The sequence below is a fragment of the Actinoplanes derwentensis genome (genome assembly GCF_900104725.1).
Taxonomy (GTDB): Bacteria; Actinomycetota; Actinomycetes; order Mycobacteriales; family Micromonosporaceae; genus Actinoplanes; species Actinoplanes derwentensis.
Genome location: NZ_LT629758.1, coordinates 10,583,133 through 10,601,321, shown reverse-complemented (window position 1 = coordinate 10,601,321; position 18,189 = coordinate 10,583,133). Strand labels below are relative to the sequence as shown.

At 70.9% G+C, this 18,189-nt stretch carries 15 protein-coding genes; 7 read left to right on the top strand and 8 right to left on the bottom strand.

Annotated features, from left to right (window positions below):
* Window positions 1-36: 36 nt before the first annotated feature.
* The 3 genes from BLU81_RS49060 (at window position 37) to BLU81_RS47265 (ending at window position 2,150) form a co-directional block, all read left to right on the top strand.
* The gene (locus BLU81_RS49060; protein ID WP_157752130.1) at window positions 37-384 is read left to right on the top strand and encodes a hypothetical protein; all 348 of its coding nucleotides are present in this window, start codon (window positions 37-39) and stop codon (window positions 382-384) included.
* Between the two features lie 562 nt (window positions 385-946).
* Entirely contained in the window at window positions 947-1,771 is an 825-nt protein-coding gene (locus BLU81_RS47270) for an aldo/keto reductase (RefSeq protein WP_092556311.1), read from the top strand.
* 109 nt (window positions 1,772-1,880) lie between these two features.
* Entirely contained in the window at window positions 1,881-2,150 is a 270-nt protein-coding gene (locus tag BLU81_RS47265; protein ID WP_092556309.1) for a YggT family protein, read from the top strand.
* 120 nt (window positions 2,151-2,270) lie between these two features.
* Here the strand turns inward: BLU81_RS47265 and BLU81_RS47260 are convergent, their stop codons facing one another.
* Together BLU81_RS47260 and BLU81_RS47255 are read right to left on the bottom strand one after the other, a co-directional pair.
* The gene (locus BLU81_RS47260) at window positions 2,271-4,307 is read right to left on the bottom strand and encodes a hypothetical protein (protein ID WP_157752129.1); all 2,037 of its coding nucleotides are present in this window, start codon (window positions 4,305-4,307) and stop codon (window positions 2,271-2,273) included.
* Window positions 4,308-4,350: 43 nt separating this feature from the next.
* Complete coding sequence (locus tag BLU81_RS47255) at window positions 4,351-5,325, bottom strand: acetylxylan esterase (RefSeq protein ID WP_092558637.1); 975 nt, start codon at window positions 5,323-5,325, stop codon at window positions 4,351-4,353.
* A 59-nt stretch (window positions 5,326-5,384) separates the two neighbouring features.
* On the opposite strand from BLU81_RS47255, the gene recD2 reads away from it, so the two are divergent.
* Entirely contained in the window at window positions 5,385-7,577 is a 2,193-nt protein-coding gene (gene recD2 / locus BLU81_RS47250) for an SF1B family DNA helicase RecD2 (protein WP_231953869.1), read from the top strand.
* A gap of 21 nt (window positions 7,578-7,598) precedes the next feature.
* Here recD2 and BLU81_RS47245 read toward each other — a convergent pair whose 3' ends face one another.
* Window positions 7,599-8,972, bottom strand: a complete 1,374-nt coding sequence (locus BLU81_RS47245; RefSeq protein WP_197686082.1) for a DUF4331 domain-containing protein — start codon at window positions 8,970-8,972, stop codon at window positions 7,599-7,601.
* 91 nt (window positions 8,973-9,063) lie between these two features.
* Here BLU81_RS47245 and BLU81_RS47240 point away from each other — a divergent pair, with 91 nt between their 5' ends.
* The 3 genes from BLU81_RS47240 to BLU81_RS47230 all read left to right on the top strand — a co-directional run bounded on the left by BLU81_RS47240 (window position 9,064) and on the right by BLU81_RS47230 (window position 12,815).
* A complete protein-coding gene (locus BLU81_RS47240; RefSeq protein WP_157752128.1) occupies window positions 9,064-10,374 on the top strand; it encodes a tetratricopeptide repeat protein in 1,311 nt (436 codons plus the stop codon).
* Window positions 10,371-11,906: a nickel/cobalt transporter gene (locus tag BLU81_RS47235; RefSeq protein ID WP_092556299.1), complete on the top strand. Its 1,536-nt coding sequence runs from the start codon at window positions 10,371-10,373 to the stop codon at window positions 11,904-11,906. The genes BLU81_RS47240 and BLU81_RS47235 overlap by 4 nt, the downstream gene beginning before the upstream one ends.
* A 267-nt stretch (window positions 11,907-12,173) precedes the next feature.
* Window positions 12,174-12,815, top strand: a complete 642-nt coding sequence (locus tag BLU81_RS47230; RefSeq protein ID WP_092556297.1) for a DUF4360 domain-containing protein — start codon at window positions 12,174-12,176, stop codon at window positions 12,813-12,815.
* A gap of 9 nt (window positions 12,816-12,824) precedes the next feature.
* On the opposite strand, the gene BLU81_RS47225 is transcribed toward BLU81_RS47230, so the two are convergent.
* The 5 genes from BLU81_RS47225 to dhaK form a co-directional block, all read right to left on the bottom strand.
* The gene (locus BLU81_RS47225; protein ID WP_092556295.1) at window positions 12,825-14,102 is read right to left on the bottom strand and encodes a YibE/F family protein; all 1,278 of its coding nucleotides are present in this window, start codon (window positions 14,100-14,102) and stop codon (window positions 12,825-12,827) included.
* Window positions 14,103-14,158: 56 nt separating this feature from the next.
* Complete coding sequence (locus BLU81_RS47220; RefSeq protein WP_092556293.1) at window positions 14,159-14,815, bottom strand: acetoacetate decarboxylase family protein; 657 nt, start codon at window positions 14,813-14,815, stop codon at window positions 14,159-14,161.
* A 31-nt stretch (window positions 14,816-14,846) separates the two neighbouring features.
* The gene (locus tag BLU81_RS47215) at window positions 14,847-16,415 is read right to left on the bottom strand and encodes a methyl-accepting chemotaxis protein (protein ID WP_092556291.1); all 1,569 of its coding nucleotides are present in this window, start codon (window positions 16,413-16,415) and stop codon (window positions 14,847-14,849) included.
* A 72-nt stretch (window positions 16,416-16,487) separates the two neighbouring features.
* A complete protein-coding gene (gene dhaL / locus BLU81_RS47210) occupies window positions 16,488-17,114 on the bottom strand; it encodes a dihydroxyacetone kinase subunit DhaL (RefSeq protein ID WP_092556289.1) in 627 nt (208 codons plus the stop codon).
* A gap of 1 nt (window position 17,115) precedes the next feature.
* Window positions 17,116-18,114, bottom strand: a complete 999-nt coding sequence (gene dhaK, locus BLU81_RS47205; RefSeq protein ID WP_092556287.1) for a dihydroxyacetone kinase subunit DhaK — start codon at window positions 18,112-18,114, stop codon at window positions 17,116-17,118.
* Window positions 18,115-18,189 lie beyond the last annotated feature (75 nt).

Below are 18,189 nucleotides of genomic sequence, written 5' to 3'. Positions count from 1 at the left end.
CTTGCGCGACATGTACGTTCATCAATAATGAGCGCCATGAATCGAGCCGAGGCGACACCGGTCGACGGAAGCCGGAGCACGACCGAGCCCCCCGCCTCAACAGAGGTCGTCGTGCCGGCCGGTGGCAGTTCCGCGCCAGCGGTCCGGCTCCGGCCGCCGGCCCCCGCCAGCTCCCCCCATCGAGGCTGGGCCGCAGTGGTCCCCTACCGCTCGAACGAGAACCAACGCGCAGGCGACGTCCAGCACCCGGGTGAGATCCCGCCGGACAGGCTCCCGGTCCGGCGTGACGAACCCGAGGTGCGGACCGGCACCGGGGTCACCGTGATCCGGCGCGCCGGACCGCGCCGGGGCGCGGTCGCCACCCGGCGGGTGGTGGGCCTGTGAACACCGCGACCCGGCAGGCCGGGCCACCATCGGCGCAGCGCCGCCCACCCCGGCGCGACCGGGCCCACCCCGAGCCACCGGACGGCCACCCAAGGGCGGTGACGGGGGAACTCTGCGAACCACGGGCCGGCCGCCGGACCAGAGGCGGTCCACGACGGGTCTCGGAGCGGCTGCTCCTGAACCTCGCACATCGGGGTCTCCAGCGCGCGACGGCACCGGGGATCGAGCCGTCCGCTGAAGCGGTCGTCGCGGACGAGAGTGCGGCGAGCCCGGCACCGCCGATCGGGAGGGTGGCTCCGCGTCCCCGTACCGAGCAGCAAGCACATCGGGACGCGCGGACCGTGACTCGTCCGGCGAATCGGACGGGCGAAGCGCGCAGCGCGAGGCCCCGCGACGACCGGCCGGGCCACCGCCCACCATCCGGTGAGCATGCCGCCCGCCCACCACCATGAGCCGGGGCCGCCCGGAGTGATCCTCAGCGTGCTGCGTGCGAAGTCTGTTGGGGGAACCCCTTCGGCGGGGTACAAGAAGAGGAACCACCGCTGAAGAGGAGCAACCCTCCATGGGCGAAACGCCTGTCATCACGCTCAACAACGGCGTCACGATTCCGCAGATCGGTTTCGGGGTCTTCCAGATCCCGGAGGCGGACACCACGGCTGCCGTCTCCACCGCGATCGAGGCCGGCTACCGCAGCATCGACACGGCGGCGGCCTATCGCAACGAGTCCGGTGTCGGCGCCGCGCTGAAGGCCGCCGGTGTGCCCCGCGACGAGCTGTTCATCACGACGAAGGTCTGGAACAGCGACCAGGGGTACGACGAGACGCTGCGCGCCTTCGAGGCCAGCCTCGCCCGGCTGGGGCTGGACCGGCTCGACCTCTACCTGATCCACTGGCCGACTCCGAAACACGGGAAGTACCTGGACACCTGGCGGGCGCTGGAGTCGCTGGCCGCTGACGGGCGGGTCCGGGCGATCGGGGTGTCCAACTTCCTGCCCGAGCATCTGCGGGCGGTCGCCGACCTGGGTGGCACGGTGCCCGCGGTCAACCAGATCGAGGTGCACCCGGCGTTGCAGCAGCGTGCCGCACAGGCCGCGAACACCGAGCTGGGTGTGGTGACCGAGGCGTGGAGCCCGCTCGCTCAGGCCGCGGTGCTCGACGACCCGGCGATCGTCCGGATCGCCGACGTCCACGACCGCACTCCGGCACAGGTGGTGTTGCGCTGGCACGTGCAGCAGGGCCGGATCGTGATCCCGAAGTCGGTGACCCCGGCCCGGATGCGGGAGAACCTGGCGATCTTCGACTTCGAGCTGTCCGCGGACGAACTGGCCGCGATCGACGCTCTGGAATCGGACGGCCGCACCGGTCCGCACCCGGACCACTTCAACTGACAGTGCTGTGACGGTCACGACATGACGTGACCGTCACAGACTTCACCAAGCAGCTTCACAGGAAACCACCGCATAGTGGGTGGCACGCACCCCTTATCCGGAGGTTCCGATGATTCTCGGTCTGGTCAGCTTCGCGCTGCTTCTCGTCCAGCTGGTGCTGGTGGTTCGGGTGGTGCTGGACTGGAGCGTGGTGCTCGCCGGTCCCGCGATGCCCGGATCGGTCCGGTCCAAGGCGATCGACGCGATCTACCGCGTCACCGAGCCGATCCTGGCGCCGGTGCGCAAGGTCCTGCCCCCGCTGCGGGCCGGCGGCATCTCGATCGACCTGGCGTTCATCGTCGTCTTCCTGGCGATCAGCATCGTCCGCTCGATCATCTGACCCGGTCGGCGGCGCCTCGGCTCCGGATCAGCACGGCCGGCCGTCTCCCGGTCAAAACACGGCCGGCCGTCTCCGGATCAGCAAGAGGCCGGCAGCAAGCGTCCGGCCGGGGCCGGAGCCTCACGCGATCAGTTGAGGCTCCGGACCGGAGTCCGGCTGCGGGCCCGGTGCCGTGGTCGGCGCACCGCCGGGGCGGCCGGCCAGCCAGACCGCGGCGGGCAGGACCAGTAGCGCTGCGCCCGGCACCACGGACAGGCCGTCGGCGGGATAGCTCGTCCCGTCGATCTTGAACAGGATCTCCGGAACGAACGCGAGCAACATGATCGCGGCGTAGAGCAACACGATGGTCGCCGGGACGGCGGCCACCGCCAGTGATGACCAGAGCAGGGCGGTCCGGCCGCGACGCCGGGGGCGGTGCCGCCGCACCAGTGCCGTGACCAGCACCGCGAGCGGTAGCCCGAGCGCGATGCCCGCCCCGGCGAACGATTCGCTCGCCCCGTTGCCGAAGTACACGCCGAGGCCCACGAGCAGCCCGATCGGCACCACCACGAGTAGGGCGATCACCAACGGATGCGGACGCCGGGGACTTGTCGCGGCGGCCGTGATCATGCCGAGCAGCACCAGTCCGGCCGCGACCCCGACCGTGGTGACCGGCAGGCCCAGCGGCATGAACTCGTGGTTCTCCGGTGGAGTGTTCTGGAAGTAGAGCAGCGGTCCGAGCCCCACCGCGGCGATGGCGGCGGCCGCGGTCCGCGAGCGGTCGACCCCGGCCGCGATCCCCGGCAGTGCCGGTCCGGCCAGTGCCCAGGCCGCCGTGATCAGGACGGCCGCGGTCAGCAGGGCGATCCGGAAACCGCCGGCTCCGAGGATCCGGTGGGACAGCAGCACCGACTCGGCGGCGAACAGGCCGACGGCCAACAGGATCGCCGCCCGGGGCATCGAGCGCCGCCCGGCGGTGGCGATCACCGCGCCGAGAACGGTCAGCAGGATCGCGGTCCAGCGCAGCTCGGCGATCCACAGGAAGATCTCGCCGTCGCCGCCGGGCATCGGGGCCGTCGCGGCCATCACCAGTATCGCCGGGGTGAGGTAGGCGACGGTGTAAGCCCAGGCCAGGACTCCGGCCAGCACGGCCACCAGCCCGGCTCCGGGCACCACGGCGGGCAGGGCCGGCCAAGCCCTCTCCTCCGGCGCCACCGCTTCGCCGGAGACCGGAAGCGGGCTCCCGGAAGCGACAGCCGGCCGGACCGGACTATCGGCAGCGGTAGTGGCCCGGATCGGGCGTTCCGGGGCGGCCGCGGCCCGCAGACCGTAGACGGCAGCCAGCCAGCCGAAGGCGAGGAACGGGCCGATCATCACGCCGGTTTGGATGATCCACCCCTGTGCGTCGGGCTGAATCCCGCTCGAGCCGGACAGGATCAGGGACGCGACCGCGGCATCCCTGCCTTGGGTGATCAGCAGCGGAACGGTGGCCAGCGCCGCCGCGCACGTCGCGACCAGCGGAACACCGGCCAGCGCCAGCAGGACAGCACGTGTGCGGCCGGCGCGGACGGCGGCCCGTCCGAGGACCATGCTCAGTGCCGTCCAGGCGAGCACACCCAGCACGGTCTCCATCGTGGGGGTCAGCCGCATGTCACCGGAGATCCCCGGCAGGACCAGGGCCGGCACCATGGCGAGCGGCGCGAGGACCGCGGGCCCGGCCGTGCCGAGCCGGCCGTCACGGGCCATCGGCTGGGCCCGGCCGAGCCAGAAGCCGATCGGCACCGCCCACAGGGTGAGGACCACCGCGTCCGCGATCGCGGTGCCGCGCAACCACCACCCGTAGGAGTCGTCGCCGAAGGTGCTGAACAGCGTGAACCAGTAGCTCTGGCCGGCTTCGGTCAGGCCGAGGCCGACGATCGCGGCGAGCATCAGGATCACGGCCGGGCTCAGGCCGGAGCGGGCCTCGGCCCAGCCGCGCGGGACACCGGCGGCGTCCCGCACCGGCGGGGAGGTGAGCAGGCTGAGCGCGAACCCGAGGCGACGGCCGGCGGTGCCGGGGCGCTGCTCCAGGTGGGTGAGTTCAGCCTGCCATTCCCGGAGCAGTTCCTCGCGCATGCCGTCGGGCCAGCGGCGGGCGGCGGTCCGCAGCGCCCACCGGGTGAGCCGGGTCAGGATCATGCCCGACACGGTAACCCACCCTGACTAGGTTCTCTACATAGGGTCAGTCGAGTCGATCGTCCACGAATTCCAGGGCGGCGACGTCGAAGTGGCCGCGACCGCCCTCGTGGCCGTCCCACTCGTACACCTCGATCTGTTTCGGGCCCTGGATCGCGTTGTAGGCGGCGAACACCCCGGACGGCGGGCACACCCCGTCCATCAGCGCGGTGGACAGGATCGCCGGCGCGGTGATCCGCCGGGCGAAGTTGACCGAGTCGACGTGGTCGAGGGTGTCCAGGGTGCGTTCGGCGGCCTGCGGGTTGGCGCGCAGGAACCGGACCACCTCGTGGAACGGGTCGCTGTCGGTGATGGTGACCGCCCGCCGGATGTCGCAGAGGAACGGCACTCCGGCGGCGACCGCCGCGACCAGGTCCGGGGCCAGTCCGGCGGCGGCCAGGGCGAGCGCCCCGCCCTGGCTCTTGCCGGTTACGACGAGACGGGAGACGTCGACGCCGGGCAGTTCGGTGGCGGTCTCCACGGCCCGGACCGCGTCGGTGATCAGGCGGCGGTAGTAGTAGGTCTCCGGCGCGGTCACACCCCGGGTCATGAAGCCGGGCGACGCGGGGCCGGCGCCGTACTCGTCGGGGTCGGGGGTGTCGCCGCCACGCCAGTTACCGCCCTGACCGCGGGTGTCCATGACCAGGTGGGCGTACCCGGCGCTGGCCCAGAGCAGCCAGTCGACAGGCAGTCCGCGGCCGCCGCCGTAACCGATGAACTCGACCACCACCGGAAGTGGGCCGGTCGCCGCGGCGGGACGGTTCAGCCAGGCCCGGATCGGCTGGCCGGCGTAACCGGTGAACGTCACGTCGTACGTGGTGACGCCCTTGAGCGGGGTGCTGACCTCGTGGAGTTTCGGGGGCAGCGCGGCCCGGCGGGCGGCGGCCAGGGTGCCGGACCAGAACTCGTCGAAGCCCGGTGGCTCGGGATGGGCGGAGTGGTAGGTGCGCAATTCGGGGAGCGGGAAGTCAAAGAGCGCCATGGAGATCACGCTAGGCGTACCCCATTGGCTGGTTCTACCCCTTGCGGCACGATGGTCGCGTGCCACCGGACAAGACGCAGACCATCGAGGCAGTGCTGGAGCGGCTGACCTACGTGAACGAGGAGACCGGCTACACGGTGGCCCGGGTGGCGTACCAGAGCAGCAGTGATCTTCTGACCGTGGTCGGGGCCCTGCTCGGCGCGCAGCCGGGGGAGAGTCTGCGGTTGTCCGGTTGGTGGTCGTCGCATCCGCAGTACGGTCGCCAGTTCGAGGTGCTCTCCTACTCCACGGTGCTGCCGGCGACCGTGCAGGGTATCCGCCGCTACCTGGGATCGGGCCTGGTCAAGGGGATCGGGCCGGTCTTCGCGGAGCGCATCGTCGACCATTTCGGACTGGACACTCTGGAGATCATCGAGACCGCGCCCCAGCGGCTGATCGAGGTGGCCGGGCTCGGGCCGAAGCGGACGAAGAAGATCACCGCGGCGTGGGCCGAGCAGAAGGCGATCAAGGAGGTGATGATCTTCTTGCAGGGGGTCGGGGTTTCCACGTCGATCGCGGTGCGGATCTACAAGAAGTACGGCGACGCCAGCATCTCGGTGGTGAAGAACTCCCCCTACAAGCTGGCCGCCGACGTGTGGGGCATCGGGTTCAAGACGGCCGACACGATCGCGCAGGCCGTCGGCATCCCGCACGACAGTCCCGAACGGGTGAAGGCCGGCCTGCAGTACACGCTGTCGCAGGCCACCGACAACGGGCACTGTTTCCTGCCGGCGAACGAGCTGATGGCCGACGCCGCGAAGATCCTCGAGGTGCCGGGCACGCTGATCCCGCCGTGCCTGGACGAGCTGGTCGAGGAGGAGGGCGTGGTCCGGGAGGACGACGCGATCTATCTGGTGCCGTTCCACCGGGCCGAGCAGTCGCTCGCGTCACTACTCGTCCGTTTACTAGGTGAAAAATCGGACAAGCTCCCGCACTTCGGCGACGTGGACTGGACCAAGGCACTGGCCTGGCTGCACAAACGGACCGGCTCGACGCTCGCGAAAGAGCAGGAACAAGCGGTCAGACTGGCGCTGACCAGCAAAGTCGCCGTGCTCACCGGCGGACCCGGATGCGGCAAGAGTTTCACCGTACGATCGATCGTGGAACTGGCCGCCGCCAAAAAGGCCAAGATCCAGCTCGTCGCCCCCACCGGCCGCGCCGCGAAACGCCTCGCCGAACTCACCGGCCATCCCGCCGCCACCGTGCACCGCCTGCTCAAACTCCAGCCCGGCGGAGACGCCCAGTACGACCGCGACAACCCCCTGGACGCCGACCTGATCGTCGTCGACGAGGCCTCGATGCTCGACCTGATCCTGGCGAACAAGCTGGTCAAAGCAGTGCCGCCGGGCGCGCACCTGCTGCTCGTCGGCGACGTCGACCAGTTGCCGTCGGTCGGTGCCGGTGAGGTGCTGCGGGACCTGCTCGCCGCCGACGTGATCCCCCGGGTCCGTCTCACGCAGATCTTCCGGCAGGCCGCGCAGAGTGGTGTGGTCGCCAACGCGCACCGCGTCAACCAGGGCCGATCGGTGCTGTTGGAGGGGATGACCGACTTCTTCTTGTTCCCGTGCGACGACACCGAGGCCACCGCGGCGCTCACCGTCGACGTGGCCTGTAATCGGGTGCCCCGCAAGTTCGGTCTGGACCCGCGCCGTGACATCCAGGTGCTCGCCCCGATGCACCGCGGCCCGGCCGGGGCGGGCGCCCTGAACACCCTGCTCCAGCAGCAGCTCACTCCGGCTCGGGAGGGGCTGCCGGAGCGTCGGATGGGCGGGCGGGTGTTCCGGATCGGCGACAAGGTCACCCAGATCCGCAACAACTATGACAAGGGGGTCGCGGGGGTCTTCAACGGCACGGTCGGCGTCGTCACGGCGTTGTCGACCGACGAGCAGACCCTTGCGGTACGAACGGACGAGGACGAAGTGATCGACTACGACTTCGACGAGCTGGACGAGCTGGCCCACGCCTATGCGATCACCATCCACCGCTCCCAGGGTTCCGAGTACCCGGCCGTGATCATTCCGCTGACCACCAGTGCCTGGATGATGCTGCAGCGCAACCTGCTCTACACCGCGATCACCCGGGCCAAGAAGCTGGTGGTGCTGGTCGGCTCCCGCCGGGCCCTGGCCGCCGCGGTCCGCACGGTCGGCGCCGGCCGCCGGTACACCGCGCTGACCCGGCGGCTGGGAGCGCAGCCCGGCCACCGCGCGTTCTGACACGCGGTGGCCGGGGCATCACTACTGCTGGTTGACGCTTACCTCGTTGGGCAGCGCGACGTACGGGAAGTGGCTCCGGAAGCCGGCGCTGTTGGCGTCGACACCGTCGCCCAGGGTCTTGACCGCGGCCGGCGGGTCCGGCAGCAGGATGCCTTCGGCCGCCTGCAGGGTCACGTCGATGACGTCGTCGGTGAGCCGGCGGCCGTTCGGGAACCCGGCCAGGTCACCGCCGATGACGCCGAACCGGTTCGGGTTCTCGGCGGGCGCCACGGCCATGTTGAGGCGCAGCTGCTCGCTCGGGCGGAACGACTTCTTGACGACGTCCTTGTTGAGCAACTGCGAGTTGAGGTCGGCGGCGATCGGGCCGCAGTCCTTGCAGACACCGGTCAGGAACACCTCGACCAGGTCCTTACGCGGCGTGGCCGGGGCCGGGATCTTGTAGATGGCCTCGATCAGCTTCGGGATCTCGGGGCTGGTGACGTGGGAGAGGAACTTGGTGTCACCGGTCGGCACGCTGGCGTTGAACTCGTTCTTGCGGCCCGCCGGGATGACGGCCTCGTTCACCAGCGGCATGCCCAGGCGGGACACCTGCTGGAGCTTGCCCGGCTTGCCCTTCATGCTCGCGCCGATCCGCGAGGTGGTGCTCCAGATGCCGACGACCGGGTTGCGGCTGACGTTGCCCTTGAGCGCCAGATCGGCCTTGGGAACCCGCAGGGCGATGGAGTTGACGTTGTAGCCCCGCAGCGAGTCCTGGCCGACCTCGCTGAGGTCACCGCCGTAGAGCAGGTCGAAGACGCGCAGGTCGGCGAAGAAAGGGTCGTCGGCCTGGCCCGCGAACGACGTCACGCCGCCGCCCGCAGAGGTGACCGCCTCGTCCGACACCGTCGCGTAGTTCGGCATCGACGCCTTGCCGGTGAACGACGGTGCGACCCGCGCCGTCTTCAGCACCTTCTTGGTGCCGGCCGAGGTGATCCGGTCCAGCGAGTAGCTCTGGCGGAGGTTCAGATCGCCGTCGCTGAGCGAGGTGACCGGCCCGGTGTTGTAGAGGAACGTGCCGGCGTTGCGATAGCTGGTCCGGAACGTGTACCGGTAGGTGATGTCCGCCTTGGCGTCACCGTTGTTGTCGATGTTGATGTCGTAGGCGGTCTTCTCGGCGAACGTGTAGAAGTTCGGGCCACCGTTCGGCTCCTCGAACGGCTGCCAGTTCGCCACCACCGTGACGGTCTCCGGCGCGTCCGGGCTGACGAACGCGTACAGGTCGGTGTTGTCCAGGCCGGGTGTGCCGGCGATGAGTGGCGCCTCCCGGTGTGAGGACGCGTTGCTCTGGACCGGCGCGAGTGAGGCCACACAGGCCACCGAGACGCCGAGCGCGGCGACGCGGAGAACGGTTTTCATCTTTCCCCCGTAACGAGACATTGGTTCTCGAATAGCTTTCATTACTTCTGTCCGCAATACAGGGAAAGCCCGATTAGTGCACCATCGAGCCATGCGACGACGATGGCTACGGCCGCTGGTGGTCACCGGTCTGGCCGCGGTCACCCTGCTCGGGGCCGGCGTCACGTTGGCGCCGTGGCACGGCCGGGAGTCCGGGCCGACCACCGCCGTCGCGCCGCCGGCGGCCCAGGAACCGGACGCGCACGTACGGCGACTGCAGGCGCACCTGACCACCGTCCCCGGCGACTGGCAGGGCTGGGCTGCTCTCGGGCTGGCCCGCATCCAGCTCGGCCGGATCACCTACGACCCGGCGCAGTACCTGGCCGCCGAGACCGCGTTGCGCCGCTCCCGCGAGGTACGCCCGGATGACAACGCGGCGGCGATGATCGGGCTCGGCGCGCTGGCCGCGGCCCGGCACGACTTCCGTGGCGCGCTGCGGTACGCGCGCACGGCGGTCGCCCTCGACGACTACGCCGCCGACGGGTACGGGGTGCTCACCGACGCCTACGTGGAACTCGGCCGGTACGACGCGGCCACCACCGCGGTCCAGCGGATGCTCGACCTGCGACCGGACACCGGCTCGTTCGCCCGCGCCTCCTACCTGTTCGAACTGCGTGGCGACCAGCGCCGGGCGGTCGAGTTGATGACCCGGGCCCGCGAGTCCGCCATCACCGCCGACGAGATCACCTTCGCCCTGACCCACCTGGGCGAACTGGCCTTCGCGGCCGGTGACCTGGACACCGCCTCGGCCCACTTCGCCGAAGGACTGGCTCGCGACCCCGGCCGGCCCGCCCTGCTGGCCGGCCGGGCGAGGGTGGCCGCCGCCCGCGGTGACCTGACCGCCGCGGAGAACGACCTGCGGGCCGCCACCGACCGGCTGCCGACGGTCGACCACCTGATGGCGCTGGCCGACGTCCTGACCGCGGCCGGCCGCCCCGGCGAGGCGGCCCGGACCGACGACCTCATCCGCTTCAGTTCCCAGCTGCCCGGCACCACCGGGTCGACCACCGACATCGACCTGGTCCTGTTCGCCGCCGACCACGGCGACGCGCGGACCGCTGTCGCCCGCGGCCGGGCACTGCTCGCGGCCCGGCCGAGCGCCCCGGTGCACACCGCCTACGCCTGGGCGCTGCACGCCGCCGGTGACGACCGGGCCGCCCTCACCCACGCGGACCGCGGCCTGCGGTTGGGCATCCAGGACGCCCGGGCCCACTACTACCGCGCCATGATCCGGCTGGCCCGGCACGACCGCGCCGGAGCCCGCGCCGACCTGACCCGGGCCCTGCACCTCAACCCGTACTTCTCCCTGCGGTACGGCCCGAGCGCCCGTGCCACCCTCACCGAACTCGGCGGCCCCGCATGATCCGCATCGCTCTGGCCCTCGGTGTGCTGGGCGCGCTGGCGACCGGCACCCCGGCCCAGGCCCATCCGCTCGGCAACTTCACCACCAACCAATATTCCGGGCTGCGCGTCACCGGCACCGGCGTGGACGTCGACTTCGTGCTCGACCTCGCCGAGATCCCCACCTACCAGGCACGCGCCAACGAGATCGACACCGACCAGGACGGGACCGGGTCGCCGGCCGAGAACGACGCCTACGCCGAGCGCACGTGCGCGGCGGCAGCCGCGGCCGGCACGGTGGCCGTCGGCGGCCGGGACCTCCGCCTCACCGGGAGACCGGCCGGGCTGACGTTCCCGGCGAGCACCGGTGGGCTCACCACCCTGCGGCTGCGCTGCGTGCTGCACGCCGACGTGCGGATCACCGCCGCGACGACGGTCGGCTACCGCACGTCGCTGTACGCCGACCGGCTCGGCTGGCGGGAGATCACCGCCGTCGGCGACCGTTACACCATCACCCAGGCCGACGTTCCCGCCGACAGTGTCAGCGCGCTGCTCACCGCGTACCCGGCCGGTGCGGTCTCCTCCGACGTGCGGTCCGCGACCCTCAGTGTGCGGCCCGGCGGCCCGGCGGCCGTCTCGCCGCTCACGGCCGGCGGGATGGCCCCGGCACAGGGCACCGATCGGCTCACCGCCTGGTTCACCGGCCTGATCGGGCATCCGCAGCTGACCCTGGGCATCGGACTGCTGGCTCTGCTGATCGCGGTGGCACTCGGCGGCCTGCACGCCGTCGCCCCGGGCCACGGCAAGACGATCATGGCGGCCTATCTGATCGGGTCCCGGGGACGCCTGGGGCACGCCCTGACGGTGGCCGGGACGGTGGCCGTCACCCACACGCTCGGGGTGCTCGCGCTCGGCATCGTCTTCGCCACGTCTCTGCAGCTCGCACCGGATCTGCTGTACGGGTGGCTGCGGCTGGTCAGCGGGATCGTGGTCATGCTGGTCGGGGGCCACCTGCTGCACCAGGCCGTCCACCGGATGCGCGCTCACCAGCACCACGATCACGGTCATCTGGTGCCCGCGGGACATTCGCACCCACACCCACACCCACACCCACACCCACACCCGCATCCGCATCCGCATGATCACGAGCACGCCCACGCCCATGACACGCCGCATGTGCACAGCCATGGCGGTCACTCGCACGTCCATCACGTGCCCGATCCGGACCAGCCGTTACGCGTGCGCACCATGCTGGCGATGGGTTTCGCCGGCGGCCTGTCCCCCAGCCCGTCCGCGGTGGTGGTCCTGCTCGGCGCGGCGGCACTCGGCCGGGCCTGGTACGGCGTGCTGCTGGTGCTGGCCTACGGCATCGGCCTGGCCGCCACCCTCACCGGCCTCGGTTTCGCCCTCGCGCACTGGGGTGAGCGCCTGCACCGGCTGGGCGCCGGCCGATGGAACACCCTGCTGACCCGGCGCCTGCCGACCGCGACCGCGGCCGTGATCGTGGTGGCCGGCCTCGGCATGACCCTGCTGGCCCTGCCCGGCCTGCTCTGACCCGGCACGCCCGGCGAGGGCCGACGAAACCGGCGAGGGCGGACGTAGCACACCCCGTGAGGGCATGGGCGGCGTTTGCGCAGATCCGGCCGAATGGCCGTGTTGTCCGCACTCTGGTACGGCTGTTCCGCGCCCTGCTTCCGACAGTTCCCGAAATCGCTAGGGTTATCGAGTAAACAATTCTTCGGATCCTTTTTCCAGCGAGCCTTCCAGCGAGCCGAGAATGCTTCAGGAAAAGGAATGCGAAACCCAACGGGGGGAATTCTCATGTTGCGTTCGATGACCGCCGGAACAGCACTTCTCGGCGCACTCGCGATGTCCGCTCCAGTTCAGGCCGCGCCGGACGCGGCCCCGAAGCCGGACAAGATGATGGTGATCGACGTGGTGTCGGTGAACGGCTCCGGCTGCCCGGAGAACAGCGCCGACGTCCAGGTCTCGCCGGACAACACCGCGTTCACGGTCAGCTATTCGGAGTACACCGCCTCGGTCGGGCCGAAGGCGAATCCACTGGACTTCCGCAAGAACTGCCAGCTCGGTCTCGACATCCGGGTGCCCGGCGGATTCACGTTCGCCATCGCCAGCGCCGATTACCGCGGGTACGCGAGCCTGAAGCCCGGCGCCCGCGGCCAGCAGATCGCCAGTTACTACTTCCAGGGGCATTCGAACACCACGCGCAGCACCCACGATTTCAAGGGCCCGATCGAGGACTCCTGGCAGCGTACCGACAAGGTGGCCATCGCCGCGACGAGCTTCCTGCCGTGCGGGGAACGCCGCTACCTCAACATCAACACCGAGCTGCGGGTGAACCGGGGCACCTCGGACGCCAAGAAGCACACCAACTTCCTGACCATGGACTCGACCGACGCCTCGCTGAGCACTCTCTACCGGGTCGTCTGGCAGAAGTGCTGAACCCTGGTCTCAGCGTTCCACGAACGCCGTCCACGGATCCTCGGCCGGGCGCTCCCGATGCTTCGCCTTCCCGGAAGCCCTTCCTGAAGCCTTCCCGGAAGCATCCGGTGCATCCGGAGCCTCCGGCCGATGCCGCCGGGCGGCCATCCACGCCGCCAGAGCCGTGGTAATCGGCACCGCGGCGACCAGGCCGATCGTGCCGACCGCGCTGCGCACCAGCTCCTGCGCGATCAGCTGAGTGGTCAGCACCTCACCGACCGGGGTGTTGCCGGCCGCGAAGAGCAACATCAACGGCAGGGAGGCGCCCGCGTACGCCAGCACGATCGTGTTGATCACCGAGGCGATGTGGGCCCGGCCGATCCGGGTGGCGGCACCGTAGAGGCGGCGGAACCCGTACGCCGGATTGGCCAAGGCCAGCTCGGTGACCGTCGCCGACTGGGTGACGGTCACGTCGTCGAGCACCCCCAGCGAGCCGATCACGATGCCGGCCAGCAGCAGGCCCTGCATGTTGACGTCGCCGTGGGTGATGGTCAGGAAGTTCGACGTCTCGTCGGCCACCCCGGTCAGGTGCACGGCGGCGGTGGAGACCGCCGCCAGCACCGCGGTGATCGCCAGGCTGGCCAGGGTGCCGGCCACCGCGATCGACGTGGTGATCGACAACCCGTGTGTCAGATAGAGCACGATCAGCATGATCGCGGCGGCGCCGACCACCGCCACCAGCACCGGCGACCGGCCGTCCAGGATCGCCGGGACGATGAACCAGAGCAGGATGCCGAACGTGACCACCAGTCCGGCCAGCGCGGTCAGGCCCCGCCACCGGCCGAACGCGATCACCGCCAGCGCGAACACCGCTCCCAGCATCCACAGCTCGGTGCCCCGCTGGTGGTCGGTGATCGCATAGCTGACCGCGCCGGCCTCGTCGTTGAGCGCCATCAGGGTCAGATCGTCACCAGTGTCCACCTCCGGGGCGCCCGGACCGGTCGGCACGTCGGTGGTGATCACCTCGCCGCTGTCCAGCCGGACCGTGACGGTGCCGCAGTTCTCCTCCGGGGTGTCCCCGGCCGGCACCGGCGGGCACTGGACCCGGGCCACCGACACCACCTCACCGGTGGTCATCACCGGGCCGGTCGCGCCGTCGGTCACCGCCGGGGTGTCCCGCGGCCACAGCAGCAGCATCCCGAGGATCGTCAGCAGCACCGCCGGCACCAGCAGAAACAGCGTGACACGGCGGCCTCCGGGCAACGACGGCAGGTCGCCGTGCGCGTGGGAATGGTGGTCGGCGCTCATCGTGCTCCTCCGGGGCGGCTGCGGTTCACCCGCGAACCGTACCCGCGTGACCTGGATCAGCGGGGCGTGCGCTCCCCGGACTTGGCCCGTTGTGCGGCGGTGCGGCCGAAGACCAGCCAGAAGTCGGTGATCGCCAGGCTCATCACCGGACGGCGGCCGGCCAGGTGGCCGAGCGGGCCGTCCGGGTCGGGGCGCCACGCCGCGTCGGCCGTACGCAATCCGCCCCGGCCTCGCACCGGGGTGCGCCGGACCTGACCGCCCAGCTCCTGGGCCACCGTGAAGCCCAGCGGGAACCGGCCCGGCAACGTCTTGCGCAGACGGATCAGCGCGGCGACCGAAGGCTCGGTCATCGTCGCGTCGACAAGCGGGTCGTTCTCGGCGTCGAGGGTGAACTCGGCCATCTCTTTCGGAATGCCCCAGAGGCCCCGGCCACCCTCCCGGGAGACGGCGCTGTCCACCCAGATGTCGGTGATGCTCACCCGGGGACGGCCGCGCTCGTGCACCAGGACGGCACTGAGCAACTCCCGGTAGTGCAGGACACCGCCGGGTTCGTACGACACCCAGGCCGCCCCGGCCGCGATCCGGCCACCGACCGTGACCGGGCGCATCGCGGCGCCCACGACCGGATCCAGCGCCGGCATGTCCCGCCGGGGGACCAGGAAGATCGAGAGGTACATCTGTCCGCGCAGGTGCCAGGGCTCAGGCGGGTACATGCTCCCACCCTGCCAGGGGTAACCGCGGCTATCAATACCTGAACCGGGAGACCACCGTCTGGAGCTGGGCCGCGGTCGCGGACAGGTCGTCGGCCGCGCTCCGGGTCTCGCCGACGGTCTCGGTGGTGCGCCGCGCCGCCGACGACACCGACCCGATGGTCGCCGCGATGTCCCCGGCCCCGTTCGCGGCCTCGGTCAGGGTCCGGTTCATCTCCTGCGTCGTCGCGGTCTGCTCCTCCACCGCCGACGCGATGGTCAGCTGCAGGCCGTTGATCCGCTCGATGATCTCGGAGATCTCCCCGATCGCGATCACCGCCCCGCTGGTGTCGGCCTGGATCGCCTGCACCCGCTGGGAGATGTCCTCGGTCGCCTTCGCGGTCTCCTGCGCCAGGTCCTTGACCTCGCCGGCCACCACCGCGAAACCCTTGCCGACCTCACCGGCACGAGCCGCCTCGATCGTCGCGTTCAGGGCCAGCAGGTTCGTCTGCTCGGCGATGCTGGTGATCACCTTGACCACGGTGAAGATCTCCTCGGAGGAGGAACCGAGCCGGGCCACGATCGCGTTGGTCTCCGCCGCGACCCGGACCGCCTGCGCGGCCACCTCGGTCGCCTCCGACGTGGAGACGCTGATGTCGCGGATCGCCGAACCCATCTCCTGCGACCCGGCCGAGACGATCTGCAGGTTGCTGGAGACCGCGTCGGCGGCCAGCGCGACCGTGCCGGCCTGGCTGGACGCCTCGGTGGCGGCCGCGCTCACCGAACCGGAGACCGAACTGAGCCGGCCCGCCGAGTCCTGCAGGGTGCCGACACTCCCGGCCAGGTGCACGATGTCGTCCCGCAGCCGGGCCATCCCCTGGTCCAGGGAGGCGGCCATCCGGCCGATCTCGTCCTGACTGCGCACCCCGGAGGTCCGGGTCAGGTCGCCCTCGGCCAGCCCTTCCGCGATCCGGCCCACCGACCGCACCGTCTCGCGCACCCGCCCGGCCACCTGGAAACCGATCAGCAGACTCAGCACCATGCCCACCAGCAACAGGCCCGCCACCAGGTACGCCGCGTGCCGGCCGGACGTCTCGGCCTCGACGATCCGCGCCTCGACGACAGCCGTCGTCTGCTCCTTCAGCGCCTCCTGGTCGTCGCTGAGCGCGGTGTGCAGGGTGTTGTAGTCGTCCAGCGCCTTGGCCAGTTCGGCAGGCGAGGCTCCGCGCACGTCGACGGCCAGCTGGTCCAGGAACGCCGCCCAGTCCTCCTCCGACTTGGCGACGACCGCGTCACCGGGCAGGGCGGACTTCAGATCGGCCAGCGCGGTCTCCACGGCTTTCTGGTTGACCGCCATCCCGGCCTGGATGTCCTTGGCAATGGCCGGATAGAGCTGGACCGCCGACACCCCGCCGACGTACGCCTCGATGTTGCGCCCGAACGATCCGACCGCGGACTGGACTGCGATCGACTGCCGCTGTACCGCCGCGGCGTGATCGTTGAGGTCGTAGACGGTACTGATCGCCACCGCGCCGACGATCAGACCGCTCACCGTGGCGGTCATCGCGGCGGCGCCGATCTTCGTCCGCAGCGACCGGTCATCGAAAACCCCACTCAGCCCCATCCTCGTAGTCTGTCGCCCATCCGGGTGATCCGGGACCGACAACACCCGATTGACAGCTGGGGCAGCTGGGGCTCAGGGAGCCGTCACGTCGGCCAGGGCCTGGAAGATCAGCCACGTCGAGGTGGCGCCCGGGTCCTGGTGACCGGCACTGCGCTCGCCCAGGTAGGACGCCCGGCCCTTGCGCGCGGTCAAGGCGACGGTGTTCCGGGCCCCGTCGCCGGCCGCCCGGGCCGCACCGGCCGCCGCCTCGGGCAGCCCGGCCCCGCCGAGCACCGCCTCCTCGAAGGCGGCCACCGCCGGCCCGAACGCGTCCACCAGCGTCTTGTCGCCGGCCACCGCCCCGCCGAGGCGGCGCACCGCCTCCAGCCCGGCACGCAACGCCGTCACCAGGTCGGTGGGCCGGACCTGGGCACCGGGTGGCAGCGCCTTGCCGACGGCCCGGAAGGCACTGCCGTAGAGCGGACCGGACGCGCCGCCCACCTTCGAGATCAGGGTGCCGCCGGCTTTGACGAACACCTCGCCCACGCCGGTGAACTCGGTGCCGTCCAGGACCGCGGTGACCGCGGTGAACCCGCGCCGCATGTTGACACCGTGGTCGCCGTCGCCGATCGCGGCGTCCAGTCTCGTCAGTTCGTCGGTGTCGTCGACGACGGCAGCGGCGGCGGCCCGCAGCCAGGCCGTGGCGAGGGCGACGTCCACGTCAGGCGCCCCACCGCAGGCCGGGCGTGTGCACCGGGGCGTCCCACAGTCGCAGCATCTCGCCGGTCACCCGGGTCACCGTGATCGACAGGCCGGCCATGTCGAGGCTTGTCACGTAGTTGCCGACCAGCCGGCGGCTGATCCGGACCCCACGCTCGGCCAACACCGTGACGACCTCGCCGTAGACCAGGTACAGCTCGATCAGCGGGGTCGCGCCGAGGCCGTTGACCAGCACGATCACCTGGTCGTCCCGGGCGATGGGTTTGGCCTCGAGGATCGCGTCCAGAGCGGAGCGGACCAGGTCGCGGGCCGGGCGCAGTTTCTCCCGGCGGCGGCCCGGCTCGCCGTGGATGCCGACACCCGCCTCGATCTCGTCGTCCGGCAGGTCGAAACCGGGGCGCCCGGCGGCCGGGGTGGTGCCGGCGGTCAGCGCGTACGCGAACGACGCCGACGCCGTGTTCACCTCGCGCCCGATCGCCGCCACCTCGGCCAGTTTGCCACCCTCCTCGGCCAGCGCTCCGGCGATCTTCTCCACCAGCAGGGTGGCGCCGGTGCCGCGACGGCCCGCGGTCCACGTCGAGTCCAGCACCGCCACGTCGTCGTCGACCAGCACCGTCTCCACGGTGATGCCCTCGTCGGCGGCCAGTTCGGCGGCCATCTGGAAGTTCATCACGTCGCCGGTGTAGTTCTTCACCACGTGCACCACGCCCGCACCACCGTCGACCGCTTTCGTCGCGGCCAGGATCTGGTCCGGCACCGGCGAGGTGAAGATCTCGCCCGGACAGGCCGCGTCCAGCATCCCGGCGCCGACAAAACCGGCGTGCAACGGCTCATGCCCCGAACCGCCGCCGGAGACCAGCGCCACCTTGCCCGGCCGGGGCACGTCCGCCCTGGCCACGAACTGTTCGGCCGCGTCGACACGCAGCTCCGGATGGGCGGCGGCAAAGCCGGCGAGGGCCTCGGCCACCACGTCGGCGGGATCGTTGACGAACTTCTTCACGACCTGCTCCTTCCACGGGCGACGATGCCCCGGGTCCCAGCATCGTCGCGCACAGCGATTCGGCCAAGGCTTTCG

Excerpts from the sequence above, each read along its gene's own strand:
- BLU81_RS49060 (WP_157752130.1), top strand. The coding sequence starts at position 37 with ATGAATCGAGCCGAGGCGACACCGGTCGACGGAAGCCGGAGCACGACC.
- BLU81_RS47270 (WP_092556311.1), top strand. The coding sequence starts at position 947 with ATGGGCGAAACGCCTGTCATCACGCTCAACAACGGCGTCACGATTCCG.
- BLU81_RS47265 (WP_092556309.1), top strand. The coding sequence starts at position 1,881 with ATGATTCTCGGTCTGGTCAGCTTCGCGCTGCTTCTCGTCCAGCTGGTG.
- BLU81_RS47260 (WP_157752129.1), bottom strand. The coding sequence starts at position 4,307 with ATGATCCTGACCCGGCTCACCCGGTGGGCGCTGCGGACCGCCGCCCGC.
- BLU81_RS47255 (WP_092558637.1), bottom strand. The coding sequence starts at position 5,325 with ATGGCGCTCTTTGACTTCCCGCTCCCCGAATTGCGCACCTACCACTCC.
- BLU81_RS47245 (WP_197686082.1), bottom strand. The coding sequence starts at position 8,972 with ATGAAAACCGTTCTCCGCGTCGCCGCGCTCGGCGTCTCGGTGGCCTGT.
- BLU81_RS47240 (WP_157752128.1), top strand. The coding sequence starts at position 9,064 with ATGCGACGACGATGGCTACGGCCGCTGGTGGTCACCGGTCTGGCCGCG.
- BLU81_RS47235 (WP_092556299.1), top strand. The coding sequence starts at position 10,371 with ATGATCCGCATCGCTCTGGCCCTCGGTGTGCTGGGCGCGCTGGCGACC.
- BLU81_RS47230 (WP_092556297.1), top strand. The coding sequence starts at position 12,174 with ATGTTGCGTTCGATGACCGCCGGAACAGCACTTCTCGGCGCACTCGCG.
- BLU81_RS47225 (WP_092556295.1), bottom strand. The coding sequence starts at position 14,102 with ATGAGCGCCGACCACCATTCCCACGCGCACGGCGACCTGCCGTCGTTG.
- BLU81_RS47220 (WP_092556293.1), bottom strand. The coding sequence starts at position 14,815 with ATGTACCCGCCTGAGCCCTGGCACCTGCGCGGACAGATGTACCTCTCG.
- BLU81_RS47215 (WP_092556291.1), bottom strand. The coding sequence starts at position 16,415 with ATGGGGCTGAGTGGGGTTTTCGATGACCGGTCGCTGCGGACGAAGATC.